The following is an 18261-nucleotide window of genomic DNA, read 5'->3' as shown; positions in this document are numbered from 1 at the left end:
TACACCTCGTCAAACTTCCGCAGCCCGAAGCAGCGGCCTATTCGATGCCCGTGGAGATCGAGCCGTCGGCGATGCCGTCGGCAACGGCCTGGGCCGATTCGAGAATCGAGGCATCGAGGCCGTAGCCGTCGTTGAACTCGATCACGATGCCGCCATTGGCGAGCGTGGCGACCATGACCTCGCCGCCGAGCGTGCCGGCTGAGATCTTGTCGATGATGTCCGCCAGCAACACCTCCCAGTGGTACACCTGCGAGGCGACCACGATGCTCTCGCCGAGCGCCGTCTGGTTGGCCTGCGTGCCGAACCACGCAACGCCGTTCTCCTTGGCGACGCCGGTGGCACCGACCACCATCTGTGCCGACCCGGTCAGGACATCGGCATCGTTGGAGATGTGGGCCTCGGCCGCTTCGGCCGCCAACGCAACGTCGCTGAAGGAGTCGGTGTACACGATGTTGGTCGTCACCGACGAGTCCGTTGCTGCAACGCCGGCGGCGAAGCCGTCGACATAGAGCTTCGCGTCGCCGACCGGGATCGGGCCGATGACGCCGATCACGCCGGATGCGGTGATCTGCGCTGCAACAGTTCCGGACACGTAGCCGCCTTCGTCGGAGCGGACCGTGTAGGCGAAGACGTTGTCGTGGCCCATGAAGTCCGCGGCAGTACCCCACGCGAAGGAAGTGTCCGGAAAGTCCGGAGCGATCTCCCCAAGCGGTCCGCCGTACTGGCTGCCGTGCGCGATCACCAAGTGGTAGCCGTCCTCGGCGTAGCCACGGATCGCCGCAGCCGCCTCCTCCACGATGAAGGTGCCATCGGTGACAGCGATCTCGATCTCACGGGTTGCTCCGATTGCGTTGACCGCGTCGACCATGCTTTGCGTGAACGCCAAGTCGTTGCTGGCGCTCGGCGCCACGATCGCGATTCGAAGAGGTCCTTCGTCGACCTCATCGGCGCCGGTGCAGCCTGCAGCCAGCAGGACAAGCACGGCGAGTGCCGCCAACAATGTCGTCAAGCGGCGACACTCTCGCCCGTTCCGTGCGTCCTTCGACGCGGTACGTGTAAGCATTTGGTCCTCCCAGATAGTCCCGGCCGGAAGTCGCGTCCCGCGGGCGCGATCCGCGACAGACCGCGGCCTCCGACTGCCCCGCGATGCTAGGTCAAGCTCGGCCCCCTTGATGCCGCACGCGGTCAACATCGGGTTCCAGTCGTGTGTCAACTGAGGGTGCACCTGTTGGCGCTGCCTGTTGTGAATGCCAACGCCGAAAATCCGCAGTCCCCGCTTTTCGGCCCGCAGTAGGATCGGCTCATGGACTGGGGGTCGGTGCCGCCGCTGCTCACCGTCGTTCTGGCGTCGGTCGTCGCCTTGGCGGGAGCGATGTGGGCTGTGGTGAGAGTGATCCACAGCGAGATCTCAGAACGCTTCGACTTCCGCTTCGACTCAATCGACTCCCAATTCGAGGCGATGGATACGAAATTCGATTCCCGGTTCGACGCGATGGATGCGAAATTCGAGGCCCGGTTCGACGCGGTGGATGCGAAATTCGAGGCCCGGTTCGACGCGATCGATTCCCGGTTCGACGCCGTGGACTCGAAATTCGATGCGGTGACAGATCGAATCGATGGGGTCGACAAGCGGATCGACGGCATCGACCGTCGGATCGACGAGTTTCGGGCTGATTTTCGCACCCTGACGGAGCGGGTTGACCGGTTGGTCGAGGGACTTCCGGGGTTGCAGCTCGCGTAGCGCCCGACGGCGTGCAGGTCGCCCCGATCACCGCACTCGGCCCCTGATCAGCGACGATCCGCTGCTACCCATCACGTTCGAATGGCACCGTCAAGGCGGCCGGTGCGCCGATGCGCCGGCTGACGAGCACCAGGACCACGATGGTCAGGACCGCCGGTGCCATCGCAGCGATCGTCGAGGACGCGCCCATGATGACGCCGAGGGTCTTGAGCTGGAGCACGGTGGATGACACGACGCCGAACAGCAGTGCTCCTGCCATCACGCCGCTGGATCGCCAGGCCCCGAAGTACACCAGAGCCACGGCGATGAACCCCTGGCCGGACGTGAGGTTCTGCTGGAAGATGCCGACATCGAGGGCCAACGTGCCACCGGCCAGACCTGCCATCACGTTGCCGATGATGATTGCCTGGGTGCGTACGACGTTGACCCGCACACCGAGCGTGTCGGCCGCCTCAGGTGTCTCGCCCACGGCGCGGACGTTCAGGCCGAACGTCGTCTGATTCATCGCGAACCAGACGACGGGAACGAGCGCGAACGCCACATAGGTCAGCACGCTGTGCTGGAACAGCATCTCCCCGACCACCGGCAGATCCGACAGGCCTCCAATGTGGATCGACCTCAGCCCGTCGATGGGCACCGGCGTGCCCACCTGTTTGCGGAACAGCAAGTCGGTGAAGCCCAGTCCGAACAGGAAGATGCCGATGCCGCTGATGCCCTGAGTGGCATGCATCACCACGGTGATGAAGGCATACACCAGTCCCATTGCCGCACCGGCCGCCAGAGCTGCTACAACGCCGGCCAACGCGCTGCCAGTGCGCAGCGCAGTGATGTAGGCCGCGTACGCGCCGATCAGCATCACGCCTTCCACGCCCAGGTTCAGCACCCCGGAGCGCTGGCCGATCGTCTCGCCCAGCGCTGCGAGCAGGAACGGTGTCGCTAGCCGGATGCCTGAGGCCAGCGTGGCCACGAGCACGCCCACGGTGAAGAAGTCGCTCACGCCCTGCCCCCGTAGCTCTTGACCTCGCCTGCCCATGTCCTGAGCCGGTCGCGCAATCGCAGGCTGCCTACTACGAACACCACCACCACGCCGTTCAACGCGACCACCAGTGCGGCGGGTACCTGCACCGCGCGTTGCAGGTCGTTCCCGCCGGTGAGCATCCCGCCGAAGAGGAATGACGCGGGCACGGTGAAGAGCGGGTGCAGCCCGCCGAACAGTGCCGCCACGATGCCGTTGAATCCGGCGTTCTGCGTGAACGCTGCGGCGCCGCCCTCGCCGATCAAACGGTGCGATTCGCTGCCGAACACGAGCACTGCTCCGGCGATGCCGCAGCAGGCTCCGCTGAAGGCGAGTGCTTGCGTGATGCTGCGCTTGACGGCCATGCCGGCGTATTGGGAGGCATCAGGGTTGTGGCCCACGGATCGCAACCGCATGCCGAGTGCGCTGCGGAACAGCAGCAGGTAGCCCAACCCCGCTACCAGCACCGCAACCAACACGCCGATGTGCAGCCGGGTGCCTCCAGGCAGCAGCGGCAGGTCGGCATTGGCGCTGAGGCGGCGCGTCTGCTGGATCTTGATCGCACCGGGTTCGATGAGCAGGTCCTGCAGCAAGAAGCTCAGCAGGTGCGCAGCGACGATGTTCATCATGATCGTCGAGAGAATCTCGTTGACGCCTGCGTACGCCTTGAGTGCGCCGGGGATCGCTCCCCAGAACCCGCCGCCGAGCGCTCCCGCGATGATCACCAGCGGCACCAGCAGCACCCGGGGCAGGTCGTCAAATGCCATCGACGTGGCCGTAGCCGCGATGGCACCCAGGATGATCTGTCCCTCGCCTCCGATGTTGATGACGTCAGTGCGGAATGCGATGCAGATCCCCACGCCGACCAGGGCAAGCGGCATGGCCCGCACCGCTGTGTCTGCGAGGTTGTCGGCGCTGCCGAACGCGCCGGTGATCAGCTTGCCGTAGGCGAAAAGCGGGTTGGCACCGAATACAAGCAGCATGACGGCGCCCACGATGAGCGCCGCTATCGTCGCGACGGCAGGCACTGCGATGCCCACAAACGGCCGTAGCAAGCGGGCTAACCGGCCCGCCGCAAATTCGGGGGGCGCGCCGTCGTCGCCGGTCGTTGGAGATGTCAGCGCCATGCCCCTCTCGCCTTCTGCATCCCTGCTAGTGACTACTCGAACTTCGGAGGGCGCTTTTCCACGAACGCCCGCTGGGCCTCTCGAGCGTCACTGCCGTGGAAGGTCTCGCCTTCCAGGCTGAGCGACAGCGGCAGGATCTGGGCCGACATCTGCCTGATCCAGTTGTTGATCGGCACCTTAGAGGCGCTGATGGCCTTCTGCGAACCTGCGGCGAGCTGGGCTGCCTTCTCGAGTGCTGTGTCCCCAATTGCGTCATCGTCCACCAGGAAGTTGACGAGTCCCATGTCGTAGAGCATCTGACCGGTGACTCGTTCGCCGGTCATGAGATGCCATTTGGCCCGGTTCACACCCATCAGCAGCGGCCAAATGACCTGTCCCCCATCGCCGGCGCCGATGCCCATGTTGACGTGGGTGTCCGCGAACACCGAGCTGTGCCCCGCCACCACCACGTCGCACAGGAGCGCGATGTTGGCACCGAGGCCCATGGCATAGCCCTGCACGGCCGAGATGATCGGCTTGCGCAGCTCAAGGAGATGGTCGACGATCTGGCGCCCCTCCTCGAAGCTGACCGCCGGTCCGCCGGCATCACTGAAATCGCCGCCGGCGCAGAAGGCACGGCCTGAGCCGGCGAGCACGACGACCTTCACGTCGTCGTCGGTCTGCGCTTCTCGAGTGAATGTCGCCATTTCGTGGTGCATCTGCCCGTTGACCGCATTGAGTCGCTCAGGACGATTCAGCGTGACGACAGCGACGCCGTTGTCCCGCTTGTCGATGAGCATGGCCTGGTAGTTCTCTTGATCGAGCGGCATGGCGAGTCTCCCCCTGTTTGCCAACGCTTGGTGGGCGCTCAACGTACTGCGGTGAGGACCCGGCCGACCTCGGTGTGGGGCCGGCCGACGATGCGTTCGTAGTTGGCCGGGTCGGTGGCGCCTTCGGTGACCATGACGAGCACCGTGGCGTTCTGCGGGTCGTCGAGTGCGCTGCAACCCTCAGGATCCCCGAGCAGCGCTCGCAGGCCCGCCAGCGATGCGCTGCCGGTCTCGCCTGCTACCACCTGGGACTCGGCCAGGTCGGCCATGGCCCGGCCAGCGGCGTCGCTGTCCACCGAGACGCACCAGTCCACACCGCTGGCCAGCATCGGCCATGCCAGCGGTGAGGGCACCCCGCAGTTCAACCCGACCATGATCGAGCGGTGCGGACCCGGGGTCTCGGTGATCTCCCCTTCGAGCGCTGACATCTGCACGCAATTCGCATCGTCGGGCTCCACCGACACCAGCAGCGGCCGGTGCTCGCCGCTGCGGTAATGGGTGACAGCCGCAGCCATGAAGGCGCCGACTCCGACGGGAACTGCGACGAGGTCAGGCTGGGCGATCCCGTTGGCGGCGAGCGCATCGTCCACCTCGGAGAAGATCGTCGTATAGCCCTCGGCAACGTTGGCGGGAATGGTCTTGTAGCCCGGCCACGAGGTGTCCGACACGACCAGACAACGCTCACCGGCCATCTCGGCGCTTTGTTCGATCGCATCGTCGTAGGTGCCGTCCACCACGGTCACCGTCGCGCTCTCGTCCCCGATGGCGGCGATGCGAGCCTCTGACGTGCCGTCGGGAACCAGGATGTGCGCGTCGAAGCCCAGCAGCCGGGCCATGAAGGCAACCGCCCGTCCGTGGTTGCCGTCGGTGGCGGCCACCAGGGTCATCGGCCGAAGGTGAGCCAAGCTGGCTGCCAGCGCATTGATGTTCGCCCACTGCGGTGGCTCGCTGCCGAGGTGCTCGCAGATGGCACGGTACGACGCCCACGACGCGCCAAGGATCTTGAACGACGGCAAACCCATGCGCTGGGTCTCCGCCTTCACGAGCACCCGTCCGACGCCGAGGCTTTCGGCCAGCCGGGGTGCGTCGATCACAAGCGTCGGGGCATACGCCGGCAGCCGACGGTGAAATGTCCGCACTTCGGGCGGTGCGGCGGGCCAGTCCCGCCCGTCGAACAGGGGGTTGCGGATCACCAGTGCAGCCATCGTCGGCCTCCTCAGTCGAGTTCGTCGAGTGCGGTGAAGAGCCGCTGGGCTTGCTCGGCGGCTTTGGTGCGTACCTCCGTCGGGTCGACACGGGTGGCGACCCCGGCTGAGAGCACCTGCTCGCCGTCGATCGTGACGTTGAGGGCCCTGACACCAGGCGTGTAGGCGAGATGCCATGGGTCGGCGCTCGGGTATGACCAGCGCACTGAGTCCTCAAGCGCCTCGGGCATCAGCTTCCAGCCGTTCGCGAGCCATTCCCACGGTGTGTCTAGCCCGGCGGTCACGTCGTGTTCCCGCAAACGCACATAGGCGACTCGGAACTCGTCGAGCATGTCGGCGCCGATGCCGTCAGTGCCCAGCGCTATGGGGTTCGTGGCAGCGAACCGGGCCGGATTGGCGTAGCCGACGGCGTTGTTCATGTTCGAGCGAGGGTTGTGCACGATGGTGCCTTCGAGGCCGTGATCGGTCGGCAGATGAACTCCGTGGATGAGCAGCCAACGCTCGTCGCTCAGGCCCGCCAGCCGCTGCGCAGCGTCGGCGTCGGGCGGCCCTTCTGCGACATGGATGTGGACACCGACCTCGTGGCGGCGGGCCAGATCTGCAGCTGCTTCCAAGGTGTCATCGGTGCAGGTGAACGCCGCGTGGACGCCCACATACCCCCGACCGCCTGCTGCGAGGTAGCGGTCGTTCTCTGCCAGGCCGCGCCGAGCCCCGTCCGCACCGTGACGGTCAGTGACGCCGTAGCAGCAGCTGGCCCGCACGCCGATATCGGCGCACGCCGCCGCGATCACGTCGAGCGAGCCTTCGATGGCGTTGGGCGACTCGTGATGATCGACGATGGCCGTGCAGCCCGATTCAAGTGCTTCGAGTGCTCCGAGCTTCGCCGACCACTCCAGCATCTCGAGGTCGATCGCGCGGTCGAGACGCCACCACACCAACTCCAGGATCTCTGCGAAGCCGCCTGGGGTGCGCGGCGGGGCAGGCATGCCTCTCGCCAGCGCTGAGTACAAGTGGTGGTGAGAGCACACCAGTCCCGGCGTCGTCGCGCCGCCCTCATTCACGGCTGCGAGCGTAACCCCAGCCCCGGAGCCGGCTGAGCCGCCCTGACGTCCGGATTTGTTCAGGTCGGGTTGATCCGGTCAGGTTGATCAGGTGCGCAGTTGGGGCAGCAGCTCTAGGAGGCGGTCGAGCTGGGTGTCGACGTCAGGCGATGCCAGACGGATGCACAGGTGCTCGCAGCCGGCATCGATGTAGCTCTGAAGCCAGATGCCGACTTCTGCAGCGGTACCGGACTTGGTGCCCATGATCTTCTCCAGCACCGCTATCTCGACGCCGTAGTAGAGCATCGAATGCTCGGCCACTTCGGCTGCTGCGGTGGCGGGCTCGCCAATGTTGACCGTCAGGTATGCCGCAGCGGTGATCGCCGCGGGGTCACGGCCCGCGTCGGCGGCAGCGGCTCGCACCGTCGCGAGCTGACCTGCGAAGTCGTCGACCACAGGAGCGGTGGGAAACCAACCGTCGAAGTGCCGGCCAGCACGTTCGAGGCCTCGCGGGCCTGAGCCCCCCAGCCACATCCGGGGACCGCCCTCGGTTGCACACACTGGCTGCAGTCGCAGGTCTGCCGGCGTGTCTGTTGCTTGCCACAGTTTGCGGGCGTCATGCACCACCTGCATCATCCGGCCACCCCTGCGGTCGAATTCAGCACCGACGAGATCGAAGTCGTCCCGGACCTGGGGCAGACCGGGCCCTGCGCCCACACCGAGGATCAGCCGACCCCCCGACAGCGCGTCGATCGTGGCGGCTTGCTGAGCAAGCTGCGCAGCAGGTCGCATCGCCGCCAGCAGTACCGCCGTACCGAGGTCGATGCGCTCGGTGACCAGCGCTGCAGCCGCGAGGACCGAGAGCGGTTCCGCACGCGGTTTGGCCAGCAGCGAATCTCCGATCCATGCAGCGTCGAAACCGGCCTGTTCGGCCCGGACGGCAAGGTCGACGAGCCGGCGAGGGTCCCCGTCGTGAGGCGGGTACATCCCAAACTCCCGCGAGGGCAGCAGCAGGCCGAACGTGACTGAACCGGGTGACGTCATGGCGTGAACTCTGCCACTTCGATCACGCGGGCCGCAGAGTGGCACCGCTCGGGGTCAGGCTCGCGCAACGACTGATCGAAGCACGTCGACGGTGCTGGGTCTCCTGCGAGTTCCAGGCCTTCGGTGGCCGCTGCGAGATGGGGTTCGGGTCAGCCCGCCACTGCGGCGCGATCGGTTTCGCGCTGGTCCATCAGGCGGTCGAACTTGGCGTCGATCCAATCCCTGAGCTTGTCGAGTTGGCCAGCCAGCTCGTCCTTAGTGACGAAATGCTGCAAGTCGGATTTGGTGGCGAGGTCCGATAGCGGAGCAGGGGCCGAGCACGTCATGACGTACTCGGCAAGTTGCTCGTCAATCTGCTCACAAAGCCAAGCGTAGAGGCGAGATTGATCTTCTTGTCTGCCTGACTGCTTCAGTGTCCAGGCTCAGACCCCGGCGTCGGCACGCTCGCGGTTCGACGGGTTGCGCATCGCCAGCACCCCCCAGTTCGCAGCGCCTCGTCGATATCGGTGCTCAACGAGGGCGGATTTGTGCTGTTCAATGACGTTTGATACATGTTTTCATGCGCTAACGTTCAAATTTCGTCCAGTCAGCTATCAGTTCGGGTCGCCGGTGTGATGCCGCGCGACAGCGAGCTGTTGTGGCCTGCAGCAGGCCCTGAAATCCTCTTGGAGTAAAGACCATGGCATCTGAACGCACTGCGCGTCGCATACCTCCCCGCGGAATGAACCCTCTCAGGCACAGACGGGCTGTGCCGGCGGCGTTGGCTGCGGTCGCGCTCGCGGCGGCGCTGTTGTCGCCTGCTGCGGGTGCATCTGCCAACGCGCTGCGAGACATTGACGTTGGAGGGACAGATCCGACCGGAGTCTGGTCGGACGGCACCACGATGTGGGTGGCCGACGACAGCAACGACAAGATCTACGCATACGACCTGACCACCGGCGAGCGCACGTCGGACTCGGACATCGACACGCTCGACGACGCCGGCAACGACAAGCCCGGCGGGCTGTGGTCAGACGGCACCACCATGTGGGTCTCCGACGGGTGGGACGAGATGATCTCGATCTATGCCTATGACCTGGCTACGGGCGCTCGTAAGGGCACTGACGACTTCTACGCCTGGATCCTTGGAGACGCTGACAATCTCAGCCCCAAAGGCCTGTGGTCCGACGGCACCACCATGTGGGTCTCCGACTTGGCGGACGGGAAGATCTACGCCTACGACTTGAACGCCAAGTCGCGCCAGCCGAGCAAAGACCTCAACACCCTCAAGAATGCGGGCAACAGCCGCCCCGCAGGGCTGTGGTCTGACGGCACCACCATGTGGGTGTCCGACGAATATGACGACAAGGTCTACGCCTACGAGCTGAGCACCGGCGACCGGCTCGGCCATCTGGATTTCAACACGCTCAGCGGTACCGACAACAGCCGCACCGACGATCTCTGGTCGGACGGCACCACCATGTGGGTGTCCGATCGAGGGGACGACAAGCTCTACGCCTACACCATGCCCGGCCGCACCCACCTGCAGTCACTGGAACTCGACGGCACCGACCTCGAGACCTTCGACCCGGCGTCGGAGGCTTTTGACCCGTCGGACACTGACTACGCGGTGCGCGCGCCCAGCACCACTGCCATGACCACCGTGACCGCGAGCGCGCTGTACTCAGACGCTGAGGTCTCCATCTCGCCTACCGACGAAGACACGAGCACTGACGGTGCTCAAATCAGTCTGGTCGCCGGCGAGAACACCATCACCGTCACAGTGACCCGCGGTTCGCACACCCAGACCTACACCGTGGTCGTCACCAGATCCAACCTGGCCGTCATCCGCAATGACGCCACGTTGAGCGCTCTCGCCCTCAGCGACGTGGACATCGGCACGTTCGATTCCGCCACCGCCCACTACACCGCAGGCGTGGCCAGCTCTGTGGCAACCACCACCGTGACCGCCCAAAGCACCGACACGGGTGCGACGGTGACCATCTCCCCCGATGATGCCGACGTCGGCGCCGACGGACACCAAGTCGTCCTGGACGAAGGCCTCAACACCATCACTGTCGCCGTGGAATCCTTCGACACCACGGTCAACAAGACCTATACCGTCGTTGTCGCTCGGGCTTCCACCGAAGCGTTCAGATGGGCCGTGCTGTCGGACATAGACGGACTCGCTGAGGGCAACCGCATGCCTCGAGCCACGTGGTCCGACGGCACCACCATGTGGGTGACTGATCTCAGCGGAGCGCTATTCGCCTACGACCTGGCCACCGGCGCCCACGACTCATCCAAGGACATCACCACGCTGGCGGATGCGGGCAATCACAATGCCCATGGCCTGTGGTCCGACGGCACGACGATCTGGGTATCGGACGATCGCGACCAGAAGTTGTACGCATACAACTTGGCGACCGGCGTTCGCGACACCAGCAAAGAGTTCTATACCGGCGTAGACAACCGCGCGCTGCAGTCCGATGCACGGCTCGAAGGCTGGAATTGGGTTCCCAAGGGTCTGTGGTCCGACGGCACCACAATGTGGGTGTCCGATCCAAAGAACAACATCAAGATCTTCGCCTACGACTTGGCCACCGGCGACATGGACTCAAGCAAAGAGATCAGGACGCTCTGCTCCATCTGGAGTCTCGATCCCCGGGCATCTGACAACTGCCACCCTGCCGGACTGTGGTCCGACGGTGAAACCATGTGGGTGGTCGACACGATGGACAAAAAGCTGTACGCCTACGACCTCGATACGCGCGAGCGACAAGCCCACCTCGACTTCGATGGTCTGAGCGATGCTGGCAATAACAGCCCGAAGGGAAGCTGGTCCGACGGCACGACCATGTGGGTGCTCGACCACCACAAGGGCCGGATATACAGCTACAACATGCCCGGCGAACTCGAAGAGCAGTAGGCGGCAGCAACTGCATTTGTGAACCCATGAGTGTGGCTGTGGCCAGCATCTCGCTGGCCACAGCCACACTCCTACGACTGCGTGAAGCTCGTAGGGAAAACGGTTCAGACCCAGGCGTCTGCGCGTTCGCGGTTTGACGGGTTGCGCATCGGCAGCTCGTTGTGCCACACGCCTTCGTACTCCCGGACAGCCGCTGCGACGGCACCCGCCGTCGGCACGAGCCCGATCTCGCCGACACCCTTGATGCCGTAGGGAGCGCCTGGCTGCGGCGACTCGACCAGGATCACGTCGACATCGGGCATGTCCTTGGGCCGGATGATCGCGAGGCTGCGAAGCGTTGAATTGAGCGGTCGCCCGTCGGCGTCAGCAGGGAAGCCCTCGCTCAGCGCATAGCCGAGCCCCATGTGCACGCTGCCCTCGATCTGGCCCTCGCACAGCACAGGGTTCACAGCCCTGCCCACGTCGTGCGCCGCGATGACCCGCTCCACCTTGCCGGACTCGGGATCGAGGATGACGACTTGGGCGGCGTACCCGAACGTGGAGTGGATGACCGGGTTCTCCAAGCCTTCCGACAGCGAGTTGGTCCAGTCCACCCGGTACTCGCCTTCGTAGTCCACCTCGGGCTGGCAGCCATCGGCTAGCGCTGCGCGGCAGGCATCGGCCACGGATCCTGCGCCCATGAGTGTGCCGCGGCTGCCAGTGGTCTGGCCGGCGCCAAGCTCCCGGGTGGAGTCCACGATTACTCGTACGGCCTCCGGATCGACGCCGAGTTCCTCCACGGCGACCTGCAGCGCAACGGTGTGCACGCCCTGTCCCATCTCGGTCCAGCAATGGCGGACCTCGAGGGTGCCGTCAGCACAGAAACGCACGACGGCCTTCGCGATCTCCTTGAAGCCGTTCCCCAGGCCCGAGTTCTTCAGCCCGAGCCCGATCCCGACGGGCTTTCCGGCAGCACGGGCCGCCTCGTAGGGCTCGCGCACAGCGTCCAGGCAGGCCTGGGCGCCCAGACAGCCGTCGTCCATGATCTGGCCCGGTCCCCACACTCCCCCGGGCACGACCACGTTGCGCTGACGCATCTCGAAGCCGCTGATGCCCAGGGCTTCGGCCAGCCGGTCCATCACGCCTTCCATGGCGAACTGCGCCTGGTTTGCGCCGAATCCACGGAATGCGCCGCACACAGGGTTGTTGGTACGCACTGCGACGGACTCGACATCTACCGCCGGCACCAGGTACGGCCCGGTGGCGTGCCCAGCCGACCGTTCCAGCACCTTCATGCCGACCGAGGCATACGGGCCCGAGTCGCCGAACATGCGCGCCCGCACCGCGGTGAGCTTGCCATCGGCGTCGCAGCCGACCTCGTAGGTCATGCGGATGGGGTGCCGCTTCGGATGCATGAGCAGCGATTCCTCACGTGACAAGGTGATCCGCACCGGGCGGCCCGTCAGCCACGCCGCGAGCGCTGCATGGGCCTGGTTCGACATGTCCTCCTTGCCGCCGAACGCCCCGCCGTTGGAGACCAGCTCTGTGGTGACCACCGACGGGTCCAGTGCCAGCACTGCGGCGATGTCGTTGCGGTCGTCCCAGATGCCCTGCCCGCCGGTGTACACGTGCAGTCCGGCGGGGACCCCGTTGGCAGGGGTGGGAACGGCAAGGGTCGACTCGGGTTCGAGGTAAGCGTGCTCGATGCGCTGGGTCTGGAAGGTCTCGGTCACGGTGTGCGCCGAGGCAGCCAGCGCGGCGTCGACGTCGCCGCGGGCGTAGGTCGAGCGTGACAGCACGTTGCCGTCGAGCTCCCACACGGCGTCGATGTCGCTGTCTTTCACCCGTACCGGGTCGGTCATCGGTTCGAGGACGTCGTAGGCCACATCGATCAGCTCTGCGGCGCGCCGGGCAGCGGGCCGATTGTCGGCCACGACAGTGGCGAGTACGTCGCCGAGGTAGGACGTGCGCCCGCCCACCGGGATCATCACCGGCCAGTCCTTGTGGATGAGGCCCACCCGCAGCACGCCGGGAATGTCGGCCGCGGTGAACACGGCCCGAACACCAGGCACGGCTTCCGCCGCGCTGGTGTCGATCGACAGAACATCGGCACGGGCGTGGTCGGCGAACCGCAGGGCGCCATGCAGCATGCCGTACGGGGCCGTCACACCGCTGATCGACGAGTCGATCACGATGTCGTCGATGTACGGACGGCTGCCCAGCGTCAGTTCGCGGGCCTCGTAGCGGACGCCGGAGCTGCCGATGCCCTTGGGCGGCAGCGCCACCGGCACCTCTCCCGCCGCCAGCGATTCCACCGCGTCGAGGATCTTGGTGTAGCCGGTGCAGCGACACAAGTGTCCGCCGAGGTGACGGCTGGCTTCTTCACGGGTCAGCGCCGAGCCCTTGCGGTCCAGCAGGGCCTTCAGCCGCACCACGATGCCGGGCGTGCAGAATCCGCACTGCAATGCACCGTGTGCCGCAAAGGTGTTCGCCATGGCGTCCAGTTCGGCGGGGTCGAAGCCTTCGACGGTGGTGATCTCGGTGCCGGCTGAGCGCTCCAGGCTGGTCTGGCAAGCCACCCGTGCCCTGCCGTCCACCAACACCGCGCAGCAGCCGCACTGGCCCGACGGGGCGCATCCGTCCTTGGGCGAGATGATGCCCAGTTCATCTCGCAGAGCCGCAAGCAGATGCTCATGGTCGCTTGCGACCGTGACCGGCGAGCCGTTCAACACGAACTCGGTCGTCATCGGCAACCTTTCTCCGGGACCTAGGGATTATCTGTCCCTTCCCCGCTAGCTATTGTCGCACCGCCGCGCGGTCATTCACACCACCGCTCAAGGCGGCGGGATGGCTCCCTTGCGTTCGCCGATCAACTTGTACGTCTCAGGCCGCCGGTAGCGATCGAAGTCGAACACCGTGTCCTTGTATTGCGAGCACCAGTCCAGGTCGCACCGGGCAGTGATGAGCTCGTCGCCGTCGGTGACCGCCTGGGCCACGATCTGGCCCGACGGTGCGATCACTGCAGAGTGCGCCAGCGACTCCACGCCCTCCTCGGTGCCGCCCTTGGCGACCCCTACCACCCAGGTGCCGTTCTGGTAGGCGCCCGCCTGCATCACGAGGTGATTGTGGAAGGCCTGCAGCGGGTCTTGGATGGGATCGGGCGCGTAGTGCAGCGGTGTGTTGTAGCCGATGAAGATCATCTCGACGCCCTGGAGGCCCATCACGCGGTAGGTCTCGGGCCAGCGGCGATCATTGCACAGGGCGATGCCCATGACGCCGCCGAATGCCCGCCACACGCTGAAACCCTCGGAGGATTCCTCGAAGTACCGGCGCTCAAGATGCTGGAACGGGCGTTGGGGTTCGTGCTCTTCGTGTCCCGGGATGTGCACCTTGCGGTACTTGGCAACGACGGTGCCGTCGCGATCAACCAGGATCGCAGTGTTGTAGCGATGCCCGTCGGGCGTCAGCTCGGCGTACCCCAGGTGGAAGCCGATGCCCAGCCGCTTGGCCTCGTCGAACAGCGGCTGGGTGTCCGCCGATGGCATCTCGGTCTCGAAGTACGACAGCAGCTCGGGCGAGTCGTCTGGAAAGAACCAGCGGGGGAAGAAGGTGGTGAGCGCCAACTCGGGGAACACCACGACATCGCAGCCCCGCTCGACGCCCTGGCGCAGCAGCGCGACTAAGCGCTTCACTACGCTGGCACGGGTCTCGTAGCGGGCGATCGGGCCGAGCTGCGCGGCGCCGACGGTGAGGGGTCTCATGTCGCAGCCCCGCCGTTCGCGAGCACATCGTCGATATCGCCGTCGGCGAGGCGCCACACGACGTCGGCCAGCAAGTTCGCGCCTGCCTCGATGTCCTCCGGTGCGGTGTACTCAGCCGGGTTGTGGCTGACGCCGTCGAAGCTAGGCACGAAGATCATCCCGGTCGGGCAGACACGGGCCAGCATCTGCGCGTCGTGTCCGGCGCCCGAGGGCATCCGACGATGGCTCAGGCCCGACTCGGCAGCGCATCGCTCGACGAGGTCGATGACGCTCGGATGGAATTCCACCGGCTCGAAGCGGGCCATGCGCCGCATGGCGGCCTCGAGATGCTCGCCGTCGGCGATGCGGGCCACGATCTCGTCAAGACGTGCCTCGGCGTGCTGCAGCATGCCTTCGGAAGTGTTGCGGAGGTCCACCGTCATCGTGGCCGAGCCCGCAATGACGTTCACCAGGTTCGGCACGAGCGAGATCGACCCCACGGTGCCGACCTGCGAGTCGCCGATGTTGTGCGCCATCTCGCGGACCTCACCGGCAATGCGACACGCAGCCAGCCCCGCATCACGGCGCAGCGGCATCGGCGTGGTGCCGGCGTGGTTGGACTGCCCGCGCAGCGTGACTTCTGTCCATGAAATGCCCTGCACGCCTTCGACCACGCCGATCTGGATCCCGTGGAACTCGAGCACCGGACCCTGCTCGATGTGCAGCTCCATGTAGGCATACGGCACGGTGCCCGGCACTGGTGCCGAGCCGCGATAGCCGATGCGGTCCAGCTCGTCGCCGACCGAGATACCGGCCCGGTCGGTGACTTCCAGCGCTTCTTCTAGAGCCATTCCGCCCGCGTAGGCAAGGCTGCCCAGCATGTCGGGAGCGAACCGGCTGCCTTCTTCGTCGGTGAAGTACGCCACCGAGAGGGGTCGGGCGGGCTTGTTGCCACTCGCCAGCATCGACTCGATGACCTCCAGCCCGGCCAGCACACCGAGGTTGCCGTCGTACCGACCGCCGGTGGCGACTGTGTCGATGTGACTGCCCATCATCACAGAGTCGGCGACGCGTCCCGGCTCGGTGCAGGCCACGACGTTGCCGAGCCCGTCGATCGTGACTTCCAGCCCGAGGTCGGCCATCCACGTGCCGACCAGGTCGCGACCGGCGCGGTCCTCGTCGGTGAGCGCCAGGCGGCAGTTGCCCTGCGTGCCCTCGATGGCACCGATCTGAGCCAACTCGTCCAATCGGCCCATCAATCGCCCGCCGTCGATCCGCGGCGCCCCCCCTTCAGATCCGCTCATGGGCTCATTCTCTCATTGGCGCAACGCAATCCCGCCCGCGCGAGCCAGCCGCGTGCCCCTGTGCACCCGAGAGCGCGAAGACGACCTGCCGTCGGCAAGCGCCTCCGTCGTCCCGCTCAGATGCCTGAGGGTATCCAACCGAAATGCGTGGCCAAGATCTGCGCCGATAGGGCGATTCCCACCGAACCTACGAACCAAGTGGATCTCTTGCGATCCGCCTCACGCTGCGCAGCCATCTCCGCCCGATCCGCCTCACGCTGCGTAGCCATCTCCGCCCGATCCGCCTCACGCTGCGCAGTCATCTCCACGCGGTCCGCTTCGCGCAACAGGAGCAATCGGTCGAAGCGCGACTCAAGCTTGCCCATGTCGGATCTGACCTTGCCGACATCGGACCTCGGCACGGCCACTTCGGACTTGACCTTGCCGACATCGGACTTGGTAGCCACATCGGTCAGCGGTGCGGGCAGCAGGCACGACATCACATATTCCGCGAGGTGCTCGCCGGTCTGCTCACGCAGCCAATCGTAAAGGCTGGAACGATCCTCTTCAGACACGGCGGGCTCTTTGCACCGGGGACACAGCGCAGACCGTACGGCCGCACCTTCCGCTGGCAAACTGAATTTCAATATCTTTCGCGACAGGACCGTGATTGGCTGGCGTCAACAACTGCGACTCAACTCAAGCTCGACGCTGAAAGGTGATCTCACACGAAGGTGGCGGCGACCTCGTCGTTGAGGTCGTTGATCATCTCGTCCCACAGCCGGGGCAGATCTCGCAGCGAACCCCAGAATGCCTGGTCGCGGCGGGCTTCGAAGTCCTCCAGCGGGACACCCTGCTGCTCGACCCAGGTGTAGTAGCCAAGGTTGAAGATGCGGTCGCGGCCCCGGTCCGTCAGCACCTCGATGTGAGGCGCGTGCTCGCAGCGAGCGTCGGGCGCCAGATGCTGCTCGAGAATGCTGCGGGCAGCGCCCGCATCGAAGCTGCCCGCATGGCGTTCCGCAACATGGCGGTCCCGCTCGGAGTAGTACATCTCGAAGCCGTCAGTGGCCACGGTCATGACCACGTCGTCGGGCCCGAGGCCCAGCTCGTTCGCGGCACGGGCAGCCGCGAGGGTGTTGCAGATCGACGAGTAGCCGAAGTGCCCGAGGTGGTCGAGCACCCACGATGCCGCCCCGAGGTGCTCGCGCAGGGCGTCACGGCCGGCTTCGGTGTTGAACACCAGCCCGAGCCCGTCGGTTGCCCGGTCGCTGACGCCGACGATGACGTCGGTGTTCATGACGTTGTGGATGAGCGGGATGTGCTTGTCGCCGATGCCCTGGATGTTGTGCTCGCCGTAGCCGTTGTAGAGCATCGTCGGGCATTCGAGCGCCTCGACCGCCACGATCTGCGCGCCGTGTTCGTCCTTGAGCCGGTCGCCGGCGCCCAGCGTGCCTGCCGAGCCGCTGGCGGCAACGAACGCGGCCAGCTTCGGCTCGGAGCCTGCGGGCGCCTTCTGGCGCAGGTGTTCAAACACACCAAGCAGCGCCGCTCCGGTGACCTCGTAGTGGCCGATGTGATTCGAGAACTCACTGAACTGGTTCAAGATGAAGTTCGCCGGATCCGCTGCGAGCACAGCGCACGCGTCGTAGATCTCCTTGACGTTGCTCTCCGAGCCGGGCGTGCGAATCACGTCGGCAGGGTCGGCGACCCAGTCGGCCAGCCAGTCGAACCGTTCACGGCTCATGTTCTCTGGCAGCACCGCAACGCCGCGGCACGCCATGATCCGGCTGATGGCCACGCCGCCGCGGGCGTAGTTGCCCGTCGACGGCCACACCGCCCGGTGCGTGATCGGATCGAACTGCCCCGAGGTGACACGCGGGGCGAGGCAGGAATACGCAGCCAGCACCTTGTGGGCACCGATCATCGGGAACCGGTTGCCGAACAGCACGACGACCTGAGCAGGCGTGCCGGTCAGCTCGCTCGGCAGCACGACATGCTCAGGCACGTCGGTGCGCCCCCCGGCGCCGTCGTTGAACCAATGAACCCGAAACAGGTTCAGCGGATCCGCAAAGTCTGGGTCGACGTCGGCGAGCGCTGTGTCGATGTCAGGGTCAATGACGGAAGGATCGGCGAGTTCGGCGAACGTGGGCAGCCTGATGCCCTGTTCCCGGAACCGCTCGACAATGTGGGCTCGGCCACCGGCGTCGGTGACCTCGGTGGCCAGCTGGGCGGCGTAGCTGGCGGGAAAGGGACCGGCGGCGCCGGAAGGGGTGCCCGTGGAGGTGCAGGAGACCATCGGGATCTGAGGCTATGTTCCGCGGACAGCGCCTGACGTCCGCGGGGACTTCCGCAGCGGGGCGCATTGGACGG

At 65.8% G+C, this 18261-nt stretch carries 15 protein-coding genes; 2 read left to right on the top strand and 13 right to left on the bottom strand.

Going from position 1 to position 18261, the window contains the following annotated elements; genetic code table 11:
* Window positions 1-37 precede the first annotated feature (37 nt).
* Complete coding sequence (locus tag ACOQPH_RS05280) at window positions 38-1009, bottom strand: BMP family protein (RefSeq protein ID WP_420623677.1); 972 nt, start codon at window positions 1007-1009, stop codon at window positions 38-40.
* Window positions 1010-1303: 294 nt separating this feature from the next.
* Between ACOQPH_RS05280 and ACOQPH_RS05275 the strand changes: the two genes are divergently transcribed.
* The gene (locus ACOQPH_RS05275) at window positions 1304-1741 is read left to right on the top strand and encodes a hypothetical protein (protein ID WP_420623676.1); all 438 of its coding nucleotides are present in this window, start codon (window positions 1304-1306) and stop codon (window positions 1739-1741) included.
* 64 nt (window positions 1742-1805) lie between these two features.
* Here the strand turns inward: ACOQPH_RS05275 and ACOQPH_RS05270 are convergent, their stop codons facing one another.
* From ACOQPH_RS05270 to ACOQPH_RS05240, 7 genes are all read right to left on the bottom strand, one after another.
* Window positions 1806-2738 (bottom strand): ABC transporter permease, encoded by a 933-nt coding sequence (locus ACOQPH_RS05270; RefSeq protein ID WP_420623675.1) that lies wholly within the window; start codon window positions 2736-2738, stop codon window positions 1806-1808.
* Window positions 2735-3883 (bottom strand): ABC transporter permease, encoded by a 1149-nt coding sequence (locus tag ACOQPH_RS05265; RefSeq protein WP_420623674.1) that lies wholly within the window; start codon window positions 3881-3883, stop codon window positions 2735-2737. Before ACOQPH_RS05265 ends, ACOQPH_RS05270 begins: the two co-directional genes overlap by 4 nt.
* A gap of 32 nt (window positions 3884-3915) precedes the next feature.
* The gene (locus ACOQPH_RS05260; RefSeq protein WP_420623673.1) at window positions 3916-4692 is read right to left on the bottom strand and encodes an enoyl-CoA hydratase-related protein; all 777 of its coding nucleotides are present in this window, start codon (window positions 4690-4692) and stop codon (window positions 3916-3918) included.
* A gap of 38 nt (window positions 4693-4730) precedes the next feature.
* Window positions 4731-5897, bottom strand: a complete 1167-nt coding sequence (locus tag ACOQPH_RS05255) for a diaminopropionate ammonia-lyase (RefSeq protein ID WP_420623672.1) — start codon at window positions 5895-5897, stop codon at window positions 4731-4733.
* A gap of 11 nt (window positions 5898-5908) precedes the next feature.
* Entirely contained in the window at window positions 5909-6958 is a 1050-nt protein-coding gene (locus tag ACOQPH_RS05250; protein ID WP_420623671.1) for an amidohydrolase family protein, read from the bottom strand.
* Between the two features lie 87 nt (window positions 6959-7045).
* On the bottom strand, window positions 7046-7981 hold the full coding sequence (locus ACOQPH_RS05245; protein WP_420623670.1) for an LLM class flavin-dependent oxidoreductase: 936 nt from the start codon (window positions 7979-7981) through the stop codon (window positions 7046-7048).
* Between the two features lie 149 nt (window positions 7982-8130).
* Window positions 8131-8307 (bottom strand): hypothetical protein, encoded by a 177-nt coding sequence (locus tag ACOQPH_RS05240; RefSeq protein ID WP_420623669.1) that lies wholly within the window; start codon window positions 8305-8307, stop codon window positions 8131-8133.
* Window positions 8308-8702: 395 nt separating this feature from the next.
* Here ACOQPH_RS05240 and ACOQPH_RS05235 point away from each other — a divergent pair, with 395 nt between their 5' ends.
* On the top strand, window positions 8703-10889 hold the full coding sequence (locus ACOQPH_RS05235) for a cadherin-like beta sandwich domain-containing protein (protein WP_420623668.1): 2187 nt from the start codon (window positions 8703-8705) through the stop codon (window positions 10887-10889).
* Between the two features lie 104 nt (window positions 10890-10993).
* On the opposite strand, the gene ACOQPH_RS05230 is transcribed toward ACOQPH_RS05235, so the two are convergent.
* The 5 genes from ACOQPH_RS05230 to ACOQPH_RS05210 all read right to left on the bottom strand — a co-directional run bounded on the left by ACOQPH_RS05230 (window position 10994) and on the right by ACOQPH_RS05210 (window position 18187).
* A complete protein-coding gene (locus ACOQPH_RS05230; protein ID WP_420623667.1) occupies window positions 10994-13615 on the bottom strand; it encodes a molybdopterin cofactor-binding domain-containing protein in 2622 nt (873 codons plus the stop codon).
* Between the two features lie 87 nt (window positions 13616-13702).
* On the bottom strand, window positions 13703-14629 hold the full coding sequence (locus ACOQPH_RS05225; RefSeq protein ID WP_420623666.1) for an N-carbamoyl-D-amino-acid hydrolase: 927 nt from the start codon (window positions 14627-14629) through the stop codon (window positions 13703-13705).
* Window positions 14626-15912: a Zn-dependent hydrolase gene (locus ACOQPH_RS05220; protein ID WP_420623665.1), complete on the bottom strand. Its 1287-nt coding sequence runs from the start codon at window positions 15910-15912 to the stop codon at window positions 14626-14628. The genes ACOQPH_RS05225 and ACOQPH_RS05220 overlap by 4 nt, the downstream gene beginning before the upstream one ends.
* A gap of 116 nt (window positions 15913-16028) precedes the next feature.
* Window positions 16029-16466 carry a hypothetical protein gene (locus ACOQPH_RS05215; RefSeq protein WP_420623664.1) on the bottom strand — a complete coding sequence of 146 codons (438 nt, stop codon included), beginning with the start codon at window positions 16464-16466 and terminating at the stop codon, window positions 16029-16031.
* A 149-nt stretch (window positions 16467-16615) separates the two neighbouring features.
* Window positions 16616-18187: a pyridoxal-phosphate dependent enzyme gene (locus tag ACOQPH_RS05210; RefSeq protein ID WP_420623663.1), complete on the bottom strand. Its 1572-nt coding sequence runs from the start codon at window positions 18185-18187 to the stop codon at window positions 16616-16618.
* Window positions 18188-18261 lie beyond the last annotated feature (74 nt).

The organism is Candidatus Poriferisodalis sp., assembly GCF_965221945.1.
GTDB lineage: Bacteria > Actinomycetota > Acidimicrobiia > Acidimicrobiales > Poriferisodalaceae > Poriferisodalis.
The sequence above is the reverse complement of the archived record's forward strand: the minus strand, read 5'-3'. Positions and strand labels throughout refer to the sequence as shown.

What these genes read in the sequence shown, in the direction of transcription:
- ACOQPH_RS05275 (WP_420623676.1), top strand. Translation starts at nt 1,304, where the DNA reads ATGGACTGGGGGTCGGTGCCGCCGCTGCTCACCGTCGTTCTGGCGTCG.
- ACOQPH_RS05265 (WP_420623674.1), bottom strand. Translation starts at nt 3,883, where the DNA reads ATGGCGCTGACATCTCCAACGACCGGCGACGACGGCGCGCCCCCCGAA.
- ACOQPH_RS05260 (WP_420623673.1), bottom strand. Translation starts at nt 4,692, where the DNA reads ATGCCGCTCGATCAAGAGAACTACCAGGCCATGCTCATCGACAAGCGG.
- ACOQPH_RS05255 (WP_420623672.1), bottom strand. Translation starts at nt 5,897, where the DNA reads ATGGCTGCACTGGTGATCCGCAACCCCCTGTTCGACGGGCGGGACTGG.
- ACOQPH_RS05245 (WP_420623670.1), bottom strand. Translation starts at nt 7,981, where the DNA reads ATGACGTCACCCGGTTCAGTCACGTTCGGCCTGCTGCTGCCCTCGCGG.
- ACOQPH_RS05240 (WP_420623669.1), bottom strand. Translation starts at nt 8,307, where the DNA reads ATGACGTGCTCGGCCCCTGCTCCGCTATCGGACCTCGCCACCAAATCC.
- ACOQPH_RS05235 (WP_420623668.1), top strand. Translation starts at nt 8,703, where the DNA reads ATGAACCCTCTCAGGCACAGACGGGCTGTGCCGGCGGCGTTGGCTGCG.
- ACOQPH_RS05230 (WP_420623667.1), bottom strand. Translation starts at nt 13,615, where the DNA reads ATGACGACCGAGTTCGTGTTGAACGGCTCGCCGGTCACGGTCGCAAGC.
- ACOQPH_RS05225 (WP_420623666.1), bottom strand. Translation starts at nt 14,629, where the DNA reads ATGAGACCCCTCACCGTCGGCGCCGCGCAGCTCGGCCCGATCGCCCGC.
- ACOQPH_RS05220 (WP_420623665.1), bottom strand. Translation starts at nt 15,912, where the DNA reads ATGAGCGGATCTGAAGGGGGGGCGCCGCGGATCGACGGCGGGCGATTG.
- ACOQPH_RS05210 (WP_420623663.1), bottom strand. Translation starts at nt 18,187, where the DNA reads ATGGTCTCCTGCACCTCCACGGGCACCCCTTCCGGCGCCGCCGGTCCC.